Origin of the sequence: Nocardioides panaciterrulae (assembly GCF_013409645.1) — a bacterium.
Classification (GTDB): Bacteria; Actinomycetota; Actinomycetes; order Propionibacteriales; family Nocardioidaceae; genus Nocardioides; species Nocardioides panaciterrulae.
Genome location: NZ_JACCBG010000001.1, coordinates 75,069 through 95,419 on the forward strand (window position 1 = coordinate 75,069; position 20,351 = coordinate 95,419).

The window sequence follows — 20,351 nt, forward strand, 5'->3', positions numbered from 1 at the left end:
GGGATTCCTTCCTTCTTCTACTTCTGGTCGGCCGTGGGGCCGGCTGGTTGCTGGGGAGTGGCGTGGGCGGGTGCCTGCGAGAACCCGGACGGCTCCTCGCCGCTGCGCTCGGCCTGGATGAGCTCGGAGAGCCAGCGGACCTCGCGTTCGACCGACTCGACCCCGTGGCGTTGCAGCTCCGCGGCGTACCGGTCGACTTCCTTCTGGGTCATCGACAGCTGGTTCTGGACCCGGTCCAACCGCTCCTGGAGGCGGGTACGGCGTCCTTCGAGGACGCGCAGCCGGATCTCCATGTCGGTGCGGCCGAAGAACGCGAACCGGATGTCGAAGTTGTCGTCCTCCCAGGCGGTGGGACCCACCTCCGACATCAGCCGCTCGAACTCGAGGTGACCCGCGTCGGTCACCTGGTAGACGATGCGCGGACGGCGGGTCACCGGGGTGACGGTCGCCGCGGCCTCCTCGATGAGGTGGCTGCGCAGCATCTTCTTCAGCGTGGGGTAGAGCGAGCCGTACGACAGCACCCGACCCCAGCCGAGCATCAGGTTGAGCCGCTTGCGCAGCTCGTAGCCGTGCATGGGTCCCTCGTGCAGCAGCCCGAGGACTGCCAGCTCGATGGTCTCCGCACGACGTGCCATGCGACCTATCGTAGCGATATATCCGAGATGCGCGAATGACCGGGCCGGGCGGTGTCGTGGGCCACCCCCGTACCCTGTGTCAGCGTCGGCGGTACGGGGTAAGAGCGCGTCGACGTGTTCGACCGCGCCCCCAACCCCCCGGAGAGCCGACGTGAGTGGTAAGCGCAGGGCTGCCAGCCCCGCCCAGCAGACGGCGAAGACGCCCGCCCGGGGCGGGCGACCCCGCCGGAGCGGCAAGCAGCGGCTCAAGCGGGTCGCGCTGTGGCTGCTGGTCGCGGCGCTGTGCGGGGTGCTGCTGCTCGCCGGCGCGTTCTTCGTGCTCTACCAGAGCATCGACATCCCGGACCCGAACAGCGACTTCCAGACCCAGACCTCCTTCGTCTACTACGCCGACGGCAAGCAGGAGCTCGGCCGGTTCGCGACCCAGAACCGGGTCTCGCTGCCGCTGAGCAAGATCCCCGACCGCCTGCAGAACGCCGTGATCGCGGCGGAGAACCGGACGTTCTGGACCGACAAGGGCATCGACCCCAAGGGCATCCTCCGGGCGGCGTTCAACAACGCCCGCGGCGGCGCGACCCAGGGCGCGTCGACGATCACCCAGCAGTACGTCAAGATCCTCTACCTCAGCCAGGAACGCTCCTACAAGCGCAAGATCAAGGAAGCGATCCTCTCCCTGAAGATCCACAACCAGCTGTCGAAGTCGAAGATCCTCCAGGGTTACCTCAACACGATCTACTTCGGCCGCAGCGCGTACGGCGTCCAGGCGGCCGCGCACGCCTACTTCGACAAGGACGTCGACCAGCTGAGCCTGCGCGAGGAGGCCGTGCTGGCCAGCGTGCTGAACAACCCGACCGGGCTGGACCCGGCCAACGGCAAGGACAACCGGCACGCGCTCAAGGAGCGCTACGACTACGTGCTGAACAGCATGGCCAGCATGGGCACGATCAGCTCGGCCCAGGCGCAGAAGGCCGAGAAGAAGCTGCCGACGTTCCCCAAGATCGCCTTCCAGAGCCAGCTCGGCGGTCAGCGCGGCTTCATGCTGGCGATGGTTCGCGACGAGCTCCACTCGCTCGGCTACAACGACGAGGAGATCGACGGCGCCGGCCTCCGGGTGACCACGACCTTCACCCAGAAGGCGATGCGCGCCGCCGAGCAGGGGGTCAAGGAGGCCCGGCCGGACGGGTTCGGCGACAAGCAGCTGCACGTCGCGGTGGCCAGCGTCGAGCCCGGCACCGGGGCGCTGCGCGGCATCTACGGCGGCCAGGACTACCTGCAGTCGCAGATCAACTGGGCGCTGACCGGCGGCTCCCCGGGCTCGTCGTTCAAGCCGTTCGCGCTCGCGACCGGGCTCGAGGCGGGCTACTCGCTGAAGAGCACCTTCGACGGCAACTCGCCCTACTACTACAACGGCCAGGGCACCGGGGACCGGGTGCGCAACGAGGGCACCGGGCCCGACGGGCTGGGCACCGACTACGGCTCGGCGGTCAACCTGATCTACGCCACCGAGGAGTCGATCAACACGGCGTACGCCGACCTGACGGTCTCCATCCCCAACGGGCCGCAGAAGATCCTCGACACCGCCAACGCGCTCGGCATCCCCAAGTGGGACAAGTCGGTGCACGGCTACAACCACCTGCACACCAGCCCCGGCCTGGAGCCGATCAGCGGCATCGCGCTCGGGTCGGCCACGGTGGCGCCGGTCAACATGGCCAACGCCTACGCGAGCATCGCCAACGGCGGCAAGGCCGCGCGGGTGCACGTGATCTCGAAGGTCGTGAACCGCGACGGCAAGACGGTCTGGTCCTACAAGCAGTCGACGAAGCAGGCGATCGGCCAGGACATCGCCGCCGACACCTCCTACGCCCTGCAGCAGGTGGTCCAGCACGGCACCGGCACCGCCGCGCTGGCCCTGGGCCGGCCGGCCGCCGGCAAGACCGGCACCGCGACCAACGCCAAGGACCAGGTCTCCTCGGCGTGGTTCGTCGGCTACACCCCGCAGCTGGCGACCGCGGTGATGTACGTCCGCGGCCAGGGCAACGACCAGCTGGACGGCTGGCTGCCGTCGTACTTCGGCGCCGACTACCCGGCCCGGACCTGGACCGCGGTGATGCAGAAGGACATGGAGGGCGTCCCCGTGGCGAGCTTCCCGCCGCCGGCCAACGTCTCCGGCACGCCTCCGCAGACCGGGCACGCGCCGTACACGCCACCGCCGTCGCCGACGCCGACGCACACGACCCAGCCGTCGCGGACGCCCACCCCCACGCCGAGCCGGACCCCGAGCCCGACGCCGACGCCCACCGCGCCGCCCTCGACCCCGCAGCCCTCGCCGACTGACACCTGCGGCCCGCTGGGCTGCGCGCCCAGCTCCTCCCCGTCGTCGTCCCCGTCGTCGTCGCCGTCCTCGACGCCGACGAGCAGCGCCCCGCCCACTCCGAAGCACACCAAGACCCCGGGGCCGCCCGGGGCTGCGGCGCCGGACACCCGCAGGTACGCCTCGAGGTGACGACCGCGGGCCACGGGGGCCGGGTCCACCCGACCCGGGACGACCCGGTCGTCGCCGCCCTCAGCGAGGTGGTCGGCGGGCCGGCGGGCACCCGGGCCGGCCGGCACCGGTGGTGGACGCCGGTCCGGGTGGTGCTGGCGCTCGCGGCGGTCTGCCTGGCGCTCGGGATGGTCCAGAAGAGCAGCTGCTACGCCGACTCCTGGCAGGACGGCCAGGCCCGCTACGCGCACATGTGCTACTCCGACCTGCCCTACCTCTACACCGGGCGCGGGTTCGTCGAGCTGAACTGGCCCTACACCGGTGACCCGCAGGTGCGGGCCCGCTACGAGACCATGGAGTACCCCGTGGGCATCTCGTACTGGGCGTGGGGGACCGCCTGGGTGACCCACTGGCTCAGCGGGTCACCCGACCTCGAGCCGCGCTACGGCCGCAGCGTGCAGTACCTGGACTCCCAGCCGCGGATCATCGCCGAGTCCCGGCTGTTCGTGGTGGTCAACGCCGTCGGACTCGCCGCCGCGGGCATCCTCGCGGCCTGGTTCCTCGCCCGGGTGGACCGCCGCCGGCCGTGGGACGCCGCGGTCTACGCGCTCTCGCCGGCGCTGGCGCTCACCGCGCTGGTCAACTGGGACCTGCTCGCGGTCGCGCTGACCGCCGGCGCGCTGTGGGCCTGGTCCCGGGACCGTCCGGTGCTGACCGGCGTGCTGATCGGCCTCGGGACCGCCACGAAGCTCTACCCGCTGTTCCTGCTGGGCGGGCTGGTGGTGATCTGCGTACGGCGGGGCCGGTGGCGGACCCTCGCCGTCGCCACGCTGGCGGCGGCCGGCGCCTGGCTGCTGGCGAACCTGCCGGCGATGCTGTCCGGGCTGGACCAGTGGAAGGTCTTCTGGACCTTCAACTCCCGGCGCGGCGCCGACCTCGGCTCGGTCTGGCTGGTGATCAGCCAGGCCAGCGGTGCGACGATCTCCCCGCACACGATCAACGTGGTGTCCTGGCTGTTCTTCGGCCTGTGGTGCCTCGGCGTCCTCGTCGTCGGCCTGCTGGCGCCGGCCACCCCGCGGCTCGCGCAGCTGGGGTTCCTGATCGTCGCCGGGTTCCTGCTGGTCAACAAGGTCTACTCGCCGCAGTACGTGCTGTGGCTGCTCCCGCTCGCGGCGCTGGCCCGCCCCCGCTGGCGCGACCAGATCGTGTGGCAGAGCGGGGAGGTCCTCTACTTCGCCGCGGTGTGGTGGTACCTCGGGAAGTACCTCGAGCCCGCCGCGGGTGGGGACTCCGGCTTCTACTGGGTCGCGATCGGCCTGCGGATGGCCGCCGAGCTCTACCTCGTCGCGTTCGTGCTGCGCGACGTCCTGGTCCCCGAGAAGGACCCGGCCCGCCCCCCGGGCTGGTCGCGGCCGCCGCGCGGCCAGGCCTCGCTGGCCCTCAGCTGACCACGACCCGGTCGAAGGCGGTCGTGGTGAACCGCACCCGCACGTCGATCCGGTCGCCGACCTCCGGGACCCGGGAGCCGTGCGGGAGGAACAGCATCGAGGCCTGCATGTGCGGCGGCTCGGCGAACAGCCGCTGCTTGCCGTCGATCGAGAACGGGGAGCGCACGAAGCCCACCGCGTCGAGGCCGCCGCGGGCCAGGGTGGCGGCGCGGGCCTTCAGCGAGGTGTCCCCCGTGGGCGCCTCCAGGCCGATGCCGTGAGCGGTGCCGCCGCTGACGACGAGGATGTGGCCGGCCTTCGGGGCGGTGTGGGTCCGGTAGCCGAACACGTCGCCGCGCTCGACGGTGTGCACGTCGAGGACCGTCGCGGTCGCCCGCAGCGCGCCGCGGTCGCCGAGCCACAGCTGGGTGCCGATCCGCGGGCGGACCGTGAAGTCGGGGTACGCCGCGCGCAGCTGCGCCAGCTCCTCCGTGGTCAGGTGGCTGACCCAGACGGTCGTGGCCCCCGGGCCGGGCGGGAGCTCGGCGCCGACCACGTCGTTGAGCAGCCGGTGCACCTCGGAGAGGTGCGAGCCCTGGGCCAGCGGCAGGTGCAGCGCGACGCCCTCGAACCGGGCCCGGGGGTGCCGGTCGGTGAGCAGGGCGGCCGCGGCCCACAGCTCCCGGGCGGCCAGGCCGTGGCGCAGCATGCTGGTGACGTGCTCGAGCACGAACCGGGCGCCGGGGTCCCGGGCCAGCAGCTCCTCGAGGTCCGGCAGCCGGCTGACCGTGTGCACGAGTCGCGGGGAGAGCCGCGGGTCGACCTCGAGGGCCGCGCCGAAGGGCCGCCACGGGGTCAGCACCAGCAGGTCGCCGCCGAACCGGTCGGCCACCTGCGGGAGCTCGTCGTAGGTCCCGACCGCGAGGGTGTCGCCGCCGAGCCCCTGGTCGGCGAGCCACTGGGTGCGACGGGCCAGCCGGCCGATCGTGAAGCCGTAGCCGTTGCCCTTGGCGACCGGCACCAGCCCGGGGTTGGCCTCGGCCACGCTGCGCAGGTGGCCGCGCCAGCGCTCGCCGTCGACGGTGAGGACCAGGCTCATCGGGGGCTCACCGCCGCCTCATGTAGAGGTCGAACGCGGCGTAGAGCGGCCGGGAGACGGGCAGGTCCCACTCCCCGGCGTACTCCACCGCCTCGCCACCGGTGCCGACCTTGAACTGGATCAGCCCCACGTGGGAGTCCTCCGGGTCCAGGGTGTCGGTGATGCCGCGCAGGTCGTAGACGTCGGCGCCGGCGGCCAGCGCGTCCCGGATCATCGCCCACTGCACCGCGTTGGAGCCGCGCACGTCGCGCTTCTCGGTGGAGGAGGCGCCGTAGGAGTACCACGCGTGGCCGCCGACCCGGACCGCGATCGTGGCCGCGACCAGCTCGCCCTCGTGACGGGCGAGGTAGAGCCGGATCCGGTCGGGCTCCTCGGCGGCGAGCGCCTCGACCATGGTGCGGAAGTAGCCCAGCGGGCGCGGGGTGAAGTGGTCGCGCCCGGCGGTGTGCACGTAGAGCTCATGGAACGCCGGCAGCGCGGCCAGCGCCTCCTCGCGGCCCTCGGACCCGGTGACCTCGACGCCGGCCTTGTCGGCCTTGCGGATGTTGCGCCGCCACTGCTGGTTCATGCCGGCGAGGACGTCGTCCTCGGTGCGCGGCCGGCCCTCGGCGTCGCGCAGCGGGATCTGGAAGTTGTACTGCGGCTGGCCGGCGGCGAACCCGCCCTCGGCGGCCTGGCGCCGCCAGCCGAGCTCGTCGAGCTGGGAGAGCACCCGGGCGCCGGTGTGGTCTCGCTCGGAGGGCGCGAGGTCGCCGAGCCGGCGCACCCCCTCGTCGGCGATGCCCTCCTTGACCTGGGCCGCGCTCCACCGGCGGGTGACCACGGGCGGGCCCATCCGGACGCCGAAGGCGCCGCGCCCCTTCAGGTGGGCGGTCATCGGGGCGAGCCAGGCGGCCAGGTCGTCGTCGGCCCAGTCGATCACCGGGCCCTCGGGGAGGTAGGCCAGGTAGCGCTTGAGCCGGGGCAGCTGGCGGTAGAGCACCAGCCCGGCCCCGACCAGCTCCCCGCCGCGGAACCAGCCCAGCGACTCGCGGCGCCACTCCGACTTCACCCGGCCCCAGGCGGGGGTCTGCAGGAAGCTCGCGGACCGGCGGCTGCGCAGGAAGTCGAGGTGCTCCTCGGGGGACACCTCGCGCACGGTCAGGGGGCCGGGGGGGTGCGGGGAGGTCACCCGGCGAGGCTACCGGGCCCTCAGAGCCGCTCGCGCAGCCAGGCGAAGTCGGCCCGGTGCTCCTCGGCGCCGCCGGGAGTCTCGCAGACCACGGGGGCGCCGGCGTCGCGCACCACCGCGGCGAGCAGGTCCGGGTCGATCCGGCCGGCGCCGAAGTTGGCGTGCCGGTCGGCGCCGGAGTCGAAGTCGTCGCGGCTGTCGTTGCAGTGCACCAGGTCGATGCGGCCGGTGATCCGGCGTACGTCGTCCACCACGGTCTCCAGCGCGTTGCCGCCCGCGTGGGCGTGGCAGGTGTCGAGGCAGAAGCCGACCAGGTCGGCCTGCTCGCAGCCGGAGATCGCCGCCCACACGCCCTCGAGCCGCTCGAGGTGCCGGGTCATCGCGTTCTCGCCGCCCGCGGTGTTCTCGATCAGCAGCGGCAGCTTCAGGTCGGTCGCCTCGATCGCCTTGCGCCAGTTGTCGAAGCCCTTGGCCGGGTCGTCGGCCTTGTTGACGTGGCCGCCGTGCACGATCAGCCCCTTGGCCCCGATCGCCGCCGCCGCGTCCACGTGCTGCTGGAGCAGCTTGCGGCTCGGGATCCGGATCCGGTTGTTGGTGGTGGCGACGTTGACGATGTACGGCGCGTGCACGTAGAGGTCGATCCCCGCCGCCTCGGCGTCCGCCCGCAACTCCTCCGCGCCCCCGGCGTACGCGAACTCGGGGCCCTGGTAGCCCTGCGGGTCGCCGAGGAAGAACTGCACCAGCGGCGCCTGCCGGGCCTTCGCCTCCGCGATCGGGTCGGCCTGGTCGACGTGGGCTCCGATGCTGATGGTCATGGGGGTCATCCTAGGAAGGAGCCGGCTGCGGGAATCCCGGCGTGCTCGCGGGTCCCGGGTGCGTGCGGGAATCCCCGGCCAGCCGGGGACTCCCGCGGTTGATGGGCGTTGCAACGGCCCCCAAGCGAGAGAACGCCCTGACAACCCGCGGGGCCGTCGACCCTCCACCGCTGACCCCGGTGGCGGAGGAATTCGGCGGGGTGCCTGCGCGCTGCTAGCCTGTGCTGTCCCTGTCTCCGCCCGCCGAACGGTGCGGCTGACCGGGACGACCCGGTTCCGTCGGCCGACCTGGCCACCACGGAGCCGGACGCAATGCCCTCCTGCCACGGAGAGTCCGTGGCCGCCTGAGTCCAGAGGAGGTGGAGACCGCTTTGCGTGCATATGAAGTGATGGTCATCCTCGATCCCAGCATCGAAGAGCGCACCGTCGAGAACTCGCTCGGCAAGTACCTCGACGTGATCCGCAAGGACGGTGGCACCGTCGAGTCCGTCGACGTGTGGGGCCGCCGTCGCCTCGCCTACGAGGTGAAGAAGAACGCCGAGGGCGTCTACGCCGTCGTCAACCTGAACGCCGAGCCGGCCACGGTCAAGGAGTTCGACCGCCAGCTCGGGCTCAACGAGACCATCCTCCGCACCAAGGTGATGCGCGCCGCCGCTCACTGAGCGACGGTGAACGGCCGGTCGCCCCGCGACCGGCCGCACCACCTGTGGAGGAGTGCCTCCGCCTGTCGGCGCCACCGGCGACGATGGGCGCGAACACACCGAACCCAACGAGCAGGAGACCCGCATGGCAGGCGAGACCGTCATCACGGTGGTCGGCAACCTCGTCGACGACCCGGAGCTGCGCTTCACCCCCTCGGGTGCGGCCGTGGCGAACTTCCGGATCGCGTCGACGCCGCGCACCTTCGACCGGCAGGCCAACGAGTGGAAGGACGGCGACGCGCTGTTCCTCTCCTGCTCGGTGTGGCGCCAGGCCGCGGAGAACGTCGCGGAGTCGCTGCAGCGCGGCATGCGTGTCGTCGTGCAGGGTCGCCTGAAGTCCCGCACCTACGAGACCCGCGAGGGCGAGAAGCGCACCGTCTTCGAGATCGAGGTCGAGGAGGTCGGTCCGTCGCTGAAGTACGCCACCGCCAAGGTCACCCGCACCACCCGTCAGGGTGGCCAGGGCGGTCCTGGCGGCGGCCAGGGCGGCGGTCAGGGCGGCGGCTGGGGTGGCGGCCAGGCCTCGGGCCAGGGCGGCGCCCCGCAGGGCGACGACCCGTGGGCCACCCCGGCTCCCCAGTCCGGGGGCCAGGGCGGCGGAGGCGGGTGGGGCGCTCCGGCGTCCGCGCCGGCCGGCGACCCGTGGGGCGCCCCCGGTGTGGGCTCGGACGAGCCTCCGTTCTGACCCACCCCGTTGCCGAGCTCGCGAGGCAACCGATCAGGTGGGCAGGTCGAGTAGCGCCACGGCCGAGTCTGCGAGGCCGTGACGCGCGTATCGAGATCCAGCAGCACGAAAAGACCGAACACCCTCAACCATTCCGGCTCCAGCCGGGCTTCTAGAAAGGAAGCACCACAATGGCCAAGGCAGTGATTCGCAAGCCCAAGAAGAAGGTTTGCCAGTTCTGCAAGGAGAAGGCGACCGGTGTCGACTACAAGGACACCGCGCTGCTCCGCAAGTTCATCTCCGACCGCGGCAAGATCCGCGCTCGTCGCGTGACCGGCAACTGCGTCCAGCACCAGCGGGACGTGGCGATCGCGGTCAAGAACGCCCGCGAGCTCGCCCTGCTGCCCTACACGTCCACCGGTCGCTGAGAGGAGCCAGGAGATGATGAAGCTGATCCTGACCCAGGAGGTCACCGGCCTCGGTGCCCCGGGCGACGTGGTCGAGGTCAAGAACGGGTACGCCCGCAACTACCTCGTCCCGCGGGGCCTCGGCATCCGCTGGACCCGTGGCGCGGAGAAGACCGTCGAGTCGATCAAGACCGCGCGCAACGCGCGTGCGGTGCGCGACCACGACCACGCCGAGCAGATCAAGGCCAAGCTCGAGGCCCAGACGGTCAACGTGCAGGTCCGGTCCGGTGCGGGCGGCCGCCTCTTCGGCGCCGTCACCGTCGCCGAGATCGCCGGCGCGCTGGCCGAGGCCTCCGGTGAGCAGGTCGACAAGCGCACGATCGTGGTCACCAACCCGATCAAGTCGCTCGGCGCCCACCAGGTGGCGGTCAAGCTCCACGACGAGGTCTCCGCCTCGGTGGCGCTCAACGTCGTCCCGGCCTGAGCGCGGCCGGCACAGCAGCCTCACGCGGCAGGGGCCGTTCCTCCTTCGGGAGGGGCGGCCCCTGTCGCCTGCTCGGAGGCGGACCGGGCCCACGGTCGCGCCGCGTAGCTGAACAGCAACCAGATCACCAGCACGAGCACACCCGTCGCCAGCAACAAGGTGGGCACCAGCAGCGCCCGCTGCCCGGCGCCGTAGACGGCCAGCGGCGCCACCGCGGCGACGACGGTCAGCGTCGAGGCGGTGCGCAGCCAGGCGGCCGCGGCCCGGTCCTCCTGCTCCGTGGCCGCCCGGGCCAGGCCCGCGGTGAGGGCGGCGACGAAGGCCAGCTGGGGCAGCGTGGCCGCCCACAGCAACGACTCGTCGGCGTCCTCGAGGGCGGCGACGACGGCCGGGAACCACAGCGGCACGCTGAGCAGCCCGGCCAGCCCGGCCAGCACGGCGAGCGCCCGGACGGTGCCGGCCCGGGCCGGGCGGCGGGGCAGCAGCCGGACGCCGGCGAGGACCAGCACCCAGCCGGCCGGGTCGGCCAGGACGTCGTACCCGTGGACCCTCGCCGCCAGCGCGATGATGACCAGCCCCATCGCGACGGACTGCAGCGGCCTCATGGGCGAGAACCTACGACGGGTCGGGGGCGGCCCGTCGGACGGGTGGCGCCCCGGTGACCAGCCAGGCGTCACCGCGGGCCCGACGGAGCAGCACGACGAGCCGGGCGCCCATGAACAGCCCGGCGAAGCAGGCCCAGACCGCGACCAGTCCCAGTGACCCGGCGGCGACCAGCAGCACGACGGGGGCGTACACCACGAGGGTGACCAGGCCGCCGCGAGCCAGGTAGCTGCCGTCCCCGGCGCCGATGAGCACGCCGTCGAGCACGAAGACCACGCCGGCGACGGGCTGGCCGAGGGCGGCGACGAGCAGGACCGGCACCAGCGCCCGGTGCACCGCCTGGTCGCCGGTGAACAGCGGGCCCAGCAGCGGGCTGACGGCCGCGAGCAGCAGCCCGGTCACGACGCCGCAGGCCGCCCCCCACTTGACCATGCGCCGGGTCAGGGCGCGGGTGCCCTCGACGTCGCCGGCCCCCAGCGCGCGGCCCGTGACGGCCTGGGCGGCGATCGCCAGCGCGTCCAGGGCGAAGGCCAGGAAGCTCCAGACGGTGGAGGCGAGCTGGTGGGTGGCCAGGTCCACCTCCTGGCCGCGGGCGGAGGTGGCGCCGAGGGTCACGGCGTACGTCGTGACCAGCAGCGCGGCCCGCAACGTGAGGGTGCGCACCACCAGCGCGGCGCCGGCGTGGGCGGCGGCCCGGATGCCGGCCCGGTCCGGGCGCAGCGGGGCCCCGTGCCGGCGGGCGGCGCGCACCACGACCGCGGTCAGCACCACGGCACTGGCGACCTGGGCCAGGACCGAGCCGAGCGCCGACCCGGCGATGCCCAGGCCGGCGACCGGACCGAGCCCGTAGACCAGCAGCAGGTTGAGGGCCACGTTGAGCACGTTCGCGCCGACGGCGACGGCCAGCGGGGTCCGGGTGTCCTGCAGGCCGCGCAGCACGCCGGTGGCGGCGAGCATGACCAGCAGCGGGGTGGTGCCGAGGAAGGCCAGGCGGAGGTACGTCGTGGCCGGGCCGGCGACCGCGGCGCTGGTGCCGAACAGCGCGACCAGGGGGCCGGTCAGGGCGACGCCGGCCACGGTGGTGAGCAGGCCGATGAGGACCGCCAGCCAGAGCCCGTCGATGCCCTGGGCCAGCGCGCCGGCCCGGTCGCCCGCGCCCAGCTGCCGGGCGACCGAGGAGGTGGTGCCGTAGGCGAGGAACACGCACAGGCCGACGGCGGTCTGCAGGACCACTCCGGCGAGCCCGAGACCGGCGAGCGGTGCGGTGCCGAGGTGCCCGACGATCGCGGCGTCGGCCATGAGGAAGAGCGGTTCGGCCACGAGCGCCAGGAAGGCCGGGACGGCCAGCCGGACGATCTCCCGGTCCGATCCGCTGCGCACCGCCCGAGCCTAGTCACGGTAAGGACCAGAGCGAGACATGTCCACGACAATGACTAGTCGTCAGGCCTGTGGGAAATGACCCCGAACCTGTGGATTTCGGGACGAAGGTCCTTTTGTCGACATCCGGTACGACGGGCCGGGCCGGGTCCGCGCGCCTCGGCCGGACCCACAGCCGAAGTATTTCTTGTGCACACGTGTGGAGTCGCATTACCGCAGGTCAGAGGGGTGGAGCGGGTGAGATCTGGCGCTTTGTCCACAGGTTCCTCCCCAGGGGGTGCACAACATCCCGCGTGTCGTCCACGGGCATACCCCGGTTATCCACAGGGCCTGTGGACGACGGGCTTTCGTCGAGGGCGTCCGCCGACGTACGGTCCAGCGGTCGTCGGTGGACCAGTCCCCGGTTGTCGGCGGCCGCCTCTAGCCTCGTCCCGTCCGGGGCGCGGGCCCGGGCGGACGGTTGCGGGACGGTCAGGAAGGCGCAGGAGTGAGCATCGCGGAGCAGGACTCGCCAGGCCACGGGCCGGGGGGCCAGGACTGGTCCGTCGGCATGATCGAGCCGCTGGAGGAGTGGGGCGACGGCCCGGCGCCGTACGCGCCCGGCGAGCGGCCCACCCGGCCCGGCGACCGCACCCCGCCGCAGGACATGGCCGCCGAGCAGTCGGTGCTCGGGTCGATGCTGCTGTCGAAGGACGCGATCGCCGACGTGGCCGAGGTGCTGCGCGGCGCCGACTTCTACCGGCCCTCCCACGAGACCATCCACGACGCGGTGATCGACCTCTACGGCCGCGGCGAGCCGGTGGACATGGTCACGGTGGCCGCCGAGCTGCAGCGCCGCGGCGAGCTGCAGCGCATCGGGGGCGCGCCGTACCTCCACACGCTCTCGGCCAACGTGCCGATCGCCGCGAACGCCGGCTACTACGCCGAGATCGTGCGCGAGAAGGCGATCCTGCGCCGGCTGGTCGACGCCGGCACCAAGATCGTCCAGATCGGCTATGCCGGCGAGGGCCAGATCGACGACGTGGTGGACCAGGCGCAGGCCGAGGTCTACAAGATCGCCGACAAACGCTCGGGCGAGGACTACGTCCCGCTCTCCGACATCATGGACGGGGTCCTCGACGAGATCGAGGCGATCTCCAACCGGGAGGCCGGGCTGTACGGCGTGCCCACGGGCTTCGCCGACCTCGACGACCTCACCAACGGCCTGCACGCCGGCCAGATGATCATCGTCGCCGCGCGCCCCGCGATGGGCAAGGCGCTGGCGCTCGACACCCCGCTGCCGACGCCCTCGGGCTGGACGACCATGGGCGAGGTCCAGGTGGGCGCCCTCCTCTACGACGCCGAGGGCCGGCCGACCCGGGTGGTCGCGGCGACCGAGGTGCTCCACGATCGTCCGTGCTACGAGGTCGAGTTCTCCGACGGCTCGATGATCGTGGCCGACGCCCAGCACCAGTGGCTGACCGAGACCGTCGAGGACCGGCGTGTCCGCACGACCGAGCAGCTGGCTGGGTCGGTGGCCGAGCGTCACGTCATCGGAATGCCGGACGGCAGCACCATGAAGGTCGAGTCGGTTCGGCCGACGGCGACCGTCCCCGTGCGCTGCGTCCAGGTGGACAACGAGGAGCACCTCTACCTCGCCGGCCGGTCGATGATCCCGACCCACAACTCGACCCTGGCGCTGGACTTCTGCCGGGCAGCGTCGATCGCCAACAACCTCACGAGCGCGTTCTTCAGCCTGGAGATGACGCGCTCGGAGATCACCATGCGCCTGCTGTCCGCCGAGGCCAAGGTGCCGCTGAACCACATCCGCAACGGCAACATGAACGACGACGACTGGGCCAAGCTGGCCCGCAAGATGGGCGAGGTGTCCTCGGCGCCGATGTTCATCGACGACAGCCCGAACATGACGATGATGGAGATCCGGGCCAAGGCCCGCCGGCTCAAGCAGCGCCACGACCTCAAGCTGATGGTCATCGACTACCTGCAGCTGATGAGCTCGGGCAAGAAGGTCGAGTCCCGCCAGCTGGAGGTCTCGGAGTTCTCCCGCCAGATCAAGCTGCTGGCCAAGGAGCTCGAGATCCCGATCATCGCGCTCTCCCAGCTCAACCGTGGCCCGGAGCAGCGCGGCGACAAGCGCCCGATGATGAGCGACCTGCGCGAGTCGGGGTCGATCGAGCAGGACGCCGACATGGTGGTCCTGCTCCACCGCGACGACGTCTACGAGAAGGAGTCGACCCGCCCCGGCGAGGCCGACCTGATCGTGGCCAAGCACCGCAACGGTCCGACGCGGGACATCACCGTTGCCTTCCAGGGCCACTACTCGCGCTTCGTCGACATGGCGCACTGATATGACGCGACATCTTGATGTCAGTGGTTGCGACACCACGTGTCAGTCCGACGGCGACAGCAAGGTGTCAGTGACGCGACGCGACGTGTCAGTAGCCCTGTGGACAAACGACATGACGTGTCAGTAGTGACATGGCTTGCCGTTTCTCCACAGGGACTGGTCGACAGCGTTTGGCGCGATGCGTGCCTGAACTCACTCGGGGCGACCCTGCGAAGCATCGTTCGTCGGGCTACCGGCAAGGAGTCCTGAGGACGAGCGCGGCAGTTTGTCGGTGTCGGCGAGTAAAGTGGCCACTACATCTAGTAGTTACACCGTCGTAGTTAGTCGGCGTCGCCGCTCGGTGTGCCGGTGAAATAGCAAGTCCCGACGTGGGACGAGCCGACATCGGGACCTGAATACAAGCGGGAACTTGTTCGGGAACCGTAGCACTGGGCCGGGCAGGCGTCCTCAGATGGGGGGCCTGCCCGGCGAGTCACAAACCGGTGGTGGGCTCAGCCGTCTGTTTCGCCAGGAAGCAGAACGATGACCAAACCCAAGAATCACGGCAAGTCATGGACGCCGAGTGACGACAAGTCGCTCAAGCAGTTGGCGTCCCAAAACACCCCGACCAGGGTGATTGGCTTGAAGATGGGGCGCACTCCCGAGGCTGTGCAGTCACACGCCTCTGAACTGGGCGTGAGCCTCAAGCCGACCAACCGGTCGCCCTACGGCAGCAGGAAGAAGTGAGTGCCGCGGGGAACCCCAACCGGGGTGGTCAGCACCGTGTGCGAGCGAAGGTCAGATGTCGTAGTGGGCATGAGCACGACCTGTGCATCCTGGTGGGTCGCGAGGTGCACCCGGACCTGCGGTGTCCGCCGGACCAGGGCGCGGGCTACGGATTCGGCGGCGGCGGTGGCGGGTGTGTTCTGCCAGCAAACCTTGATGCGCTCGCTGAACGGGAGTTGAGGGAGCACTACCAGGAATCGCGGCGGCGCGGCTGGATTGAGATAGCCGCCGCCTAACCCCATCCGGGTGCCCCGGTCGACATCATGACGACCGGGGCCCCTTGCTCGTGTTGCCCCCTCATGTCGCTGCCGGTGCCGCGCTCACGGCGCTTGGAGGAATGCGGCGAGCATGGTGAGCGCATCATCGGTCGCGTCGCTGCTTTCCCAGTCTCCGTACTCGTCGAGGGTTACCCCGGCACGCAGGTAGGCGATGACCCGGTCGGCGGGGAGGCCGGTGGCGAGCCATTCGATGTCCTGGTTCGTGAGGTTGATGACAGTGATTGCCTGTTCCAAGGTGTAGCGGCGGTCGTAGAAGTAGATGGCTTCGGCGGCCTCGAACCCTTGTGCGTGCCATGCGATGGCTTCGTCGAGCGGGATTACGTGGTCGTCGTAGGCAATGGCTTCGGCTGCGACGATGGACGAGCCAGCCGTCCAGGTCGAGCCGTCGGCCCACGCTTCGGCGTCCGCGCGTGGGAAGCAGGCGTCTAAGAGCATCGCGACGATGACTGACCTGTCGGTGGGTGGGAGCCACAGGCTCTGCGTGATGGTGGTCATGCCTTGTTCTCCTGGTTGCATTCGTAGGGGCGTGGCTCTCGGGTGCGAGTCGTGTCCGGCTTGTTCGGGGCGGGTCGTGGCCTTGGTTGTGCGCGGGAGCCCGTGGCGTGGGTGGCAGCGCCGCCTACAGGAACGCTTCGAGCGCTTCGTCGCTGAAGGCTGGCTGCTTGGCCTGGGTGAGGACACCGAGGTTGACCATCCCCCCGAGGGTGAGAAGCCGTTGGCGGGCGGACCGGTTCACGGTGACCTCCTGCCGGGAGAGGATTTGGTGGGCAGCCCGGTAGTGGTTGTAGTTCAGGCCGCGCTCGTAGACCTTGCGGTTGGTGAGCGCCTTGTGGGCGTCTAGGTGGTCGTTGACGGGCGTGACGAACAGTTCGCCGTGGCTGGTGTTGACCGCCAGCCCCGCGGGCTGGAGTCGGCGGCTGGCCTCTGCGGCGGCGGCGTAGGTGCGGTCGAGGGTCCACTCGAACGCCTTGGCGACCTCGCTGATGAGCGTGGGGGTTGTGCGCCCGGTGTCGTAGATGCAAGCGAGGAGTTGCTCCGCGTCGGCGACGGAATCGTTCGGCGCGTGCGGGTCCAGGTCGTCCGGGTCGGGCAGCGGCGCTGGGCGAGCGAACATGGAGTGGAGCGGGATTCCAAGCAGGTTGGCCATGTTGGCGAGCGTTGCGATGCGCAGGTCGCCGGGTTCCACGGTGCCTCGCAGGAAGGCTTCGACGACGCCGTTCGACATGTCGAGCCGGGTGGCGAACTCGTTGATGTGGTACCCGCGCTGATTGAAGACGTGGGCTACGTAGCGGTGGTCGAACACGGGCTGGCTGGTCGTAGTCATGTGAGGTCTCGCAGTTCTAGGCCGAAGCGCCAGATGGGGCGCTGGGTGTGGGTCAGGGAGCCGCCGCGCAAGAAGCGGGCGTCAATGGGGATACCGAGGTGGCGGCGGGCGTCGATGAGGTCTTCAAGGTGGCGGCGTGGTCCCTTCTGGTTGAGATAGGGGTCGCCGTCTCGCGCGTTCTCGCCGCGACGGAAGGCCAGGTGTGCTTTCAGGAGGGGCCGGGCCAGGTCGGGCAGGGGTCGACCCCGCACGTGTCCGTCGTGCAGGAACCGCTCGACCTCGGCGATGGTCACGGCGTTGATGACGTCGGGTGCGATGTCGAGTAGGTACAGCGCGACACCGGCGACACGTGGGGTGCGGACGTAACCGTGGAGCGCGCGCCAGTGCGCGTCGGTGGGGTTGGGGGAGCGGACCGAGCACAGCGTTCCGATGGCCTTGTCCTGATGTGCGTTGAGAAGCCAGCCGCGTGTGAGGAGCGCGACCTGGGTGGCGCGCAACGCCACCATGATGGGGGCGGTGTCGGTGGCGGTCCGGGTGACCTCGGCGAGCATTGCGACGATGCTGTCCAAGTTGGGTTCGACGGTTGTGGCAGCGGCGTAGGCCGCGCGGTAGTTGGCGTCGATGGCCGTGAAGCGTTGTGGTTCGTTGAGGGTCCGGGCGTGGTGCCGGAACAGCAGGAAGTCGACCGTGGGCAGGTGTTCCATGCCGTAGGCGGGTTCGGGCAGCGGCTCGGAGTCTGGGACCGGAGGAAGCCGGTCCAGGAGGTCGTCCCACGCCAACTGCTCTGGCGTGACCCCGGCGGCCAGCACTGCCGCGCGGGTCCGCTCGTATCCGCCCGGCTCGCACACGAACGTCACTTCCGGCACGGTCGCTGCGTACTCGAACACTGCCTGCATCGTGGCCGGGAAGAGGACGTCACCGTTGAAGACCGTCAGGTGGCGGGCGTCGTAGGCGGTGAACCAGTGCTGAATCTGCGAGCGGAACTCGCTGGTCTGTCCGGTGTATGAACCGACGGTGCCGAGGTTCTTGCCCAGGCAGTGGAAGAACGGAATCGAGACTGTCTTGCGGGTGCGCTTTCCGCGTACCTTCTCGGCCGCGCCGATGAGCAACGCGAACGTTCCGTGCTCGGCGGAGAACCGTCCCCGCAGCAGGGCAGGCGGGTTTCCCGATGGCAGTTCGCTCACGTAGACCTTCATCAGCGTGCTCCGAGAAGGTTTTGGAGGCGGCGCACGTCCTCACCGGCAATCGCCTTGGGCTTGCCCTTGCCGGTGGTGGAGGGCAGGTAGTCGATGTGCTTGGCGAACTGGTGCCAGGCGCGGATGTTGCCGTCGGTGATGTTCTCGTTGATGCGTTCGAGGACCGACTGGGCGGTAACCGCCAGGCGGGGGTGCAGTTGGTGTGCCAGGACGAGGAGGTCGTCGGGGTGCTGGATGTGGTCGAACAGCACCCAGCGAGCGACGCGGGTGCGGACCTCGTCTGCCCGCGCCAGGGTCTCGCGGACGTCGCAGCCGACGAGAATCATCGGGAACGGCTCGTGGTAGATGGTCGCCCGGTCCCACAGGTGCCGGTACTGCTGCATGCCGAGCAGCCCCACGTGGTGAACCTCGTCGATGACGACACCGAGGTCGCCCTCGGAGAGCCGACGGGCAAGTGCGTCGGTGGCTTCGCGTTCACTCAGCGGGCCGCACCAGCCGAACACGGACTCGTACAAGGCAAGCATCGCGCCCTTGGTGGTCGCCTTCTGCGGCGGGATGCAGTATTTCCAGGTGACGCCGCCGACCTGCTGGGTGGCAAGGGTGACGGCGGTGGTCTTGCCGGTGCCGGGGGCTCCGTTGAAGCAGGCGATGTCACGGAAGTCGACGGCCATCCGGGTCGCCGTGAGGGACTGGGTGACGGAAAGCAGGTCGGCGATGTTGTCCGGGACGGGCGGAAAGAGCCCGGCGGTGAGCGGGACCGGCGTCTGCTGCTTGAGGGGTGAGGAGTCGTCCTTGGGGTCGACGGTGATGGTCATGGTGTTGCCTTTCTGATGGGTTGAGGGTGTGTTCGGGGACGGGGCCGACCGGCTGTCGGCCCCGACAGCGGGGGGGGGGTGGGTCAGCCGGTGGCGGCGCGCGTCCAGGTAGCCGCGTCGGTGGCATCGCTCCGACGCTTTGCCTCGGTCCGCTCGCGAAGGGTCTGCTTGCCTCCGGCCTTGTCCTTGGAGGGCACCTTGGCCGTCCGGGACTTGCGGCCACCGGGGTCGGCCGGGGTCCCCGGCTCGGCCTCCGATGCGTCGACGATGTCCGGTTCGTTCTCTGGCGCGTCGTACTGTCGGTGGTCTGCCCGCTCAGCCTCAAGTTCGTCCAGCACCATCTGGCGGCGAGCAGCAATGGCGATGAGGTCACGCTTGGCGATTTCCTCCAGATGCGCGGTCATCGTGTTGATGTGCCTGCGGCGTGTCTGCGCGGTTTCACCAGCCTGGGCGACGCTCTGGTACTTGTCCCATACGGCGTCACCGAGGTACTCGCCGCGCCCGTTGTAGACCGACACGTACTGGTAGCGGTCGGGGAGGTAACGGAAGGTCACCTTGCTCTGTTCAGCCGCGTCGATGAGCGCGCGCCGCCGCTCGATGGCCAGTTCGTCCTCATCGGAGTCCTGGACGGACTGCGGGTGCAGGTTGTAGGTCCGGTTGTCCCACTCGATGCGCCGACGCCGCAGCATGCGGGCGTCCTCCTGCCGCATCGACGCACGCAGCGCCACGCCATCGACTTGACGCACGAGGTCGGGGTTGAGGCTCACCTCCCGCTCCCAACAGTCCTGCGGGGTCAGCCCATGAGCCGAGTGAACGCGCTGGGTGTTGTAGTGGCGCACGGCCTTGAGGACCTCTACCGCGAGTTCCTCGAACGTCAGCAGACCATCAGCCGCCGGGGGCTCCACCTTCTTGCGACGGTCACCCTGCTTGTAGTCGGACCAGTCGAAGCCGGGCAGGTGCTTGAACACCGACTTGTACCGGTGCCACCGCTCAATCTTGCCGTTCTGCTGCGGCGTGTAGGGGGCGCTGTACCTGCGGGCGATTTTCTCTGTCACCAGACCCATCGACGTCGCGCGGGTGACGAAGATGCTGCCCCGGTCAGTGCGGAGCGCCTGCGGCTTCCCGCCGATGAACACCCCATCCTCGGTGTAGTGGCCCGCCATCGCGGTGGCCAGATTCTCCACCGCATCGTCGGTCCTGAACGTGTACGGAGACACGACGACCGACAGGATGTAGCGGGTGCAACCGTCGATGATGCCCTGCATTTGGGCCTTGCCGACCCGGCCGGAAGGCAGAACACACCACACCGGCAGTTGGGTGTCGTCCATCGACCACTCCTCGTTGACTTCCAGGTCGGGCATCCGGCTGGTCGGCAACTGCGCGGCGGCCGCGTCATAGCCCTGCCGGGCGAACGTCAGCAGCGCGGTCGGATACTCCCGGGCGAAGGCTCGCTGCATGGTGCGGGTGCTGACGGTCTCCTTACCGGCTGCAGCCAAGGAGTTGCGAAGGTCCGCGATGCTCCCGCCGTGCCGCATCAGCAACGTCCGGTATTCAGGGTCCGGCTCCCAGCGCTTGCGCTGCGACGCGGGCACCCCTCCACGCTGGACCCAGCGCCACACCGTCCGCTCGGAACACCCGAGCACCCGAACAGCGTCACGCACGTCGGCTGCCGACACCTCCCCGCGCTCCTCCTTGGTACGCAACAGCGCCGTGACCACCGCGTTCTTCAACTCGTGAGTCGCCTTGCACTCGGTCTCCGTC

Annotated in this window: 19 protein-coding genes; 8 read left to right on the forward strand and 11 right to left on the reverse strand. The window is 70.4% G+C overall.

All coding sequences use genetic code 11. From position 1 onward, the window contains the following. Nucleotides 1-17: 17 nt before the first annotated feature. Entirely contained in the window at nt 18-635 is a 618-nt protein-coding gene (locus BJZ21_RS00435; RefSeq protein WP_246298429.1) for a PadR family transcriptional regulator, read from the reverse strand. Between the two features lie 151 nt (nt 636-786). Here BJZ21_RS00435 and BJZ21_RS00440 point away from each other — a divergent pair, with 151 nt between their 5' ends. Together BJZ21_RS00440 and BJZ21_RS00445 are read left to right on the forward strand one after the other, a co-directional pair. Beyond that, the gene (locus BJZ21_RS00440) at nt 787-3,138 is read left to right on the forward strand and encodes a transglycosylase domain-containing protein (protein ID WP_179661951.1); all 2,352 of its coding nucleotides are present in this window, start codon (nt 787-789) and stop codon (nt 3,136-3,138) included. Further along, nucleotides 3,135-4,565 (forward strand): glycosyltransferase 87 family protein, encoded by a 1,431-nt coding sequence (locus tag BJZ21_RS00445; RefSeq protein WP_179661952.1) that lies wholly within the window; start codon nt 3,135-3,137, stop codon nt 4,563-4,565. Before BJZ21_RS00440 ends, BJZ21_RS00445 begins: the two co-directional genes overlap by 4 nt. Here BJZ21_RS00445 and BJZ21_RS00450 read toward each other — a convergent pair. The 3 genes from BJZ21_RS00450 to BJZ21_RS00460 are packed head-to-tail and all read right to left on the reverse strand — an operon-like array spanning nt 4,558 to nt 7,629. After that, on the reverse strand, nt 4,558-5,643 hold the full coding sequence (locus BJZ21_RS00450) for an alanine racemase (RefSeq protein WP_179661953.1): 1,086 nt from the start codon (nt 5,641-5,643) through the stop codon (nt 4,558-4,560). The genes BJZ21_RS00445 and BJZ21_RS00450 overlap by 8 nt on opposite strands. Nucleotides 5,644-5,650: 7 nt before the next feature. Then, the gene (locus tag BJZ21_RS00455) at nt 5,651-6,814 is read right to left on the reverse strand and encodes a lipid II:glycine glycyltransferase FemX (RefSeq protein ID WP_343051877.1); all 1,164 of its coding nucleotides are present in this window, start codon (nt 6,812-6,814) and stop codon (nt 5,651-5,653) included. 20 nt (nt 6,815-6,834) lie between these two features. Further along, nucleotides 6,835-7,629, reverse strand: a complete 795-nt coding sequence (locus tag BJZ21_RS00460) for a deoxyribonuclease IV (protein WP_179661954.1) — start codon at nt 7,627-7,629, stop codon at nt 6,835-6,837. 371 nt (nt 7,630-8,000) lie between these two features. Between BJZ21_RS00460 and rpsF the strand changes: the two genes are divergently transcribed. The 4 genes from rpsF (at nt 8,001) to rplI (ending at nt 9,885) form a co-directional block, all read left to right on the forward strand. Further along, the gene (rpsF, locus tag BJZ21_RS00465) at nt 8,001-8,291 is read left to right on the forward strand and encodes a 30S ribosomal protein S6 (protein WP_179661955.1); all 291 of its coding nucleotides are present in this window, start codon (nt 8,001-8,003) and stop codon (nt 8,289-8,291) included. 124 nt (nt 8,292-8,415) lie between these two features. Beyond that, nucleotides 8,416-9,015 carry a single-stranded DNA-binding protein gene (locus tag BJZ21_RS00470; RefSeq protein ID WP_179661956.1) on the forward strand — a complete coding sequence of 200 codons (600 nt, stop codon included), beginning with the start codon at nt 8,416-8,418 and terminating at the stop codon, nt 9,013-9,015. A gap of 170 nt (nt 9,016-9,185) precedes the next feature. Beyond that, on the forward strand, nt 9,186-9,422 hold the full coding sequence (rpsR, locus tag BJZ21_RS00475) for a 30S ribosomal protein S18 (protein ID WP_179661957.1): 237 nt from the start codon (nt 9,186-9,188) through the stop codon (nt 9,420-9,422). 16 nt (nt 9,423-9,438) lie between these two features. Then, nucleotides 9,439-9,885, forward strand: a complete 447-nt coding sequence (gene rplI, locus BJZ21_RS00480; RefSeq protein ID WP_179665420.1) for a 50S ribosomal protein L9 — start codon at nt 9,439-9,441, stop codon at nt 9,883-9,885. Between the two features lie 20 nt (nt 9,886-9,905). On the opposite strand, the gene BJZ21_RS00485 is transcribed toward rplI, so the two are convergent. Together BJZ21_RS00485 and BJZ21_RS00490 are read right to left on the reverse strand one after the other, a co-directional pair. Then, nucleotides 9,906-10,490, reverse strand: coding sequence for a hypothetical protein (locus BJZ21_RS00485; protein ID WP_179661958.1), 585 nt, complete (start codon nt 10,488-10,490; stop codon nt 9,906-9,908). A gap of 10 nt (nt 10,491-10,500) precedes the next feature. Continuing rightward, nucleotides 10,501-11,868: an MATE family efflux transporter gene (locus BJZ21_RS00490; protein WP_343051880.1), complete on the reverse strand. Its 1,368-nt coding sequence runs from the start codon at nt 11,866-11,868 to the stop codon at nt 10,501-10,503. Between the two features lie 547 nt (nt 11,869-12,415). Between BJZ21_RS00490 and dnaB the strand changes: the two genes are divergently transcribed. Together dnaB and BJZ21_RS00500 are read left to right on the forward strand one after the other, a co-directional pair. Then, entirely contained in the window at nt 12,416-14,212 is a 1,797-nt protein-coding gene (gene dnaB, locus BJZ21_RS00495; RefSeq protein WP_179665422.1) for a replicative DNA helicase, read from the forward strand. 522 nt (nt 14,213-14,734) lie between these two features. Next, on the forward strand, nt 14,735-14,938 hold the full coding sequence (locus BJZ21_RS00500; RefSeq protein WP_179661959.1) for a hypothetical protein: 204 nt from the start codon (nt 14,735-14,737) through the stop codon (nt 14,936-14,938). A 359-nt stretch (nt 14,939-15,297) separates the two neighbouring features. Here the strand turns inward: BJZ21_RS00500 and BJZ21_RS00505 are convergent, their stop codons facing one another. From BJZ21_RS00505 to BJZ21_RS00525, 5 genes are all read right to left on the reverse strand, one after another. Further along, nucleotides 15,298-15,750, reverse strand: coding sequence for a hypothetical protein (locus BJZ21_RS00505; RefSeq protein WP_179661960.1), 453 nt, complete (start codon nt 15,748-15,750; stop codon nt 15,298-15,300). 124 nt (nt 15,751-15,874) lie between these two features. After that, nucleotides 15,875-16,558 (reverse strand): helix-turn-helix domain-containing protein, encoded by a 684-nt coding sequence (locus tag BJZ21_RS00510; RefSeq protein WP_179661961.1) that lies wholly within the window; start codon nt 16,556-16,558, stop codon nt 15,875-15,877. Between the two features lie 17 nt (nt 16,559-16,575). Further along, entirely contained in the window at nt 16,576-17,775 is a 1,200-nt protein-coding gene (locus tag BJZ21_RS00515; protein WP_179661962.1) for a hypothetical protein, read from the reverse strand. Beyond that, the gene (locus BJZ21_RS00520) at nt 17,775-18,590 is read right to left on the reverse strand and encodes an AAA family ATPase (RefSeq protein WP_179661963.1); all 816 of its coding nucleotides are present in this window, start codon (nt 18,588-18,590) and stop codon (nt 17,775-17,777) included. Before BJZ21_RS00520 ends, BJZ21_RS00515 begins: the two co-directional genes overlap by 1 nt. An 83-nt stretch (nt 18,591-18,673) precedes the next feature. Continuing rightward, nucleotides 18,674-20,320, reverse strand: coding sequence for a DDE-type integrase/transposase/recombinase (locus BJZ21_RS00525; protein ID WP_179661964.1), 1,647 nt, complete (start codon nt 20,318-20,320; stop codon nt 18,674-18,676). Nucleotides 20,321-20,351: the final 31 nt, after the last annotated feature.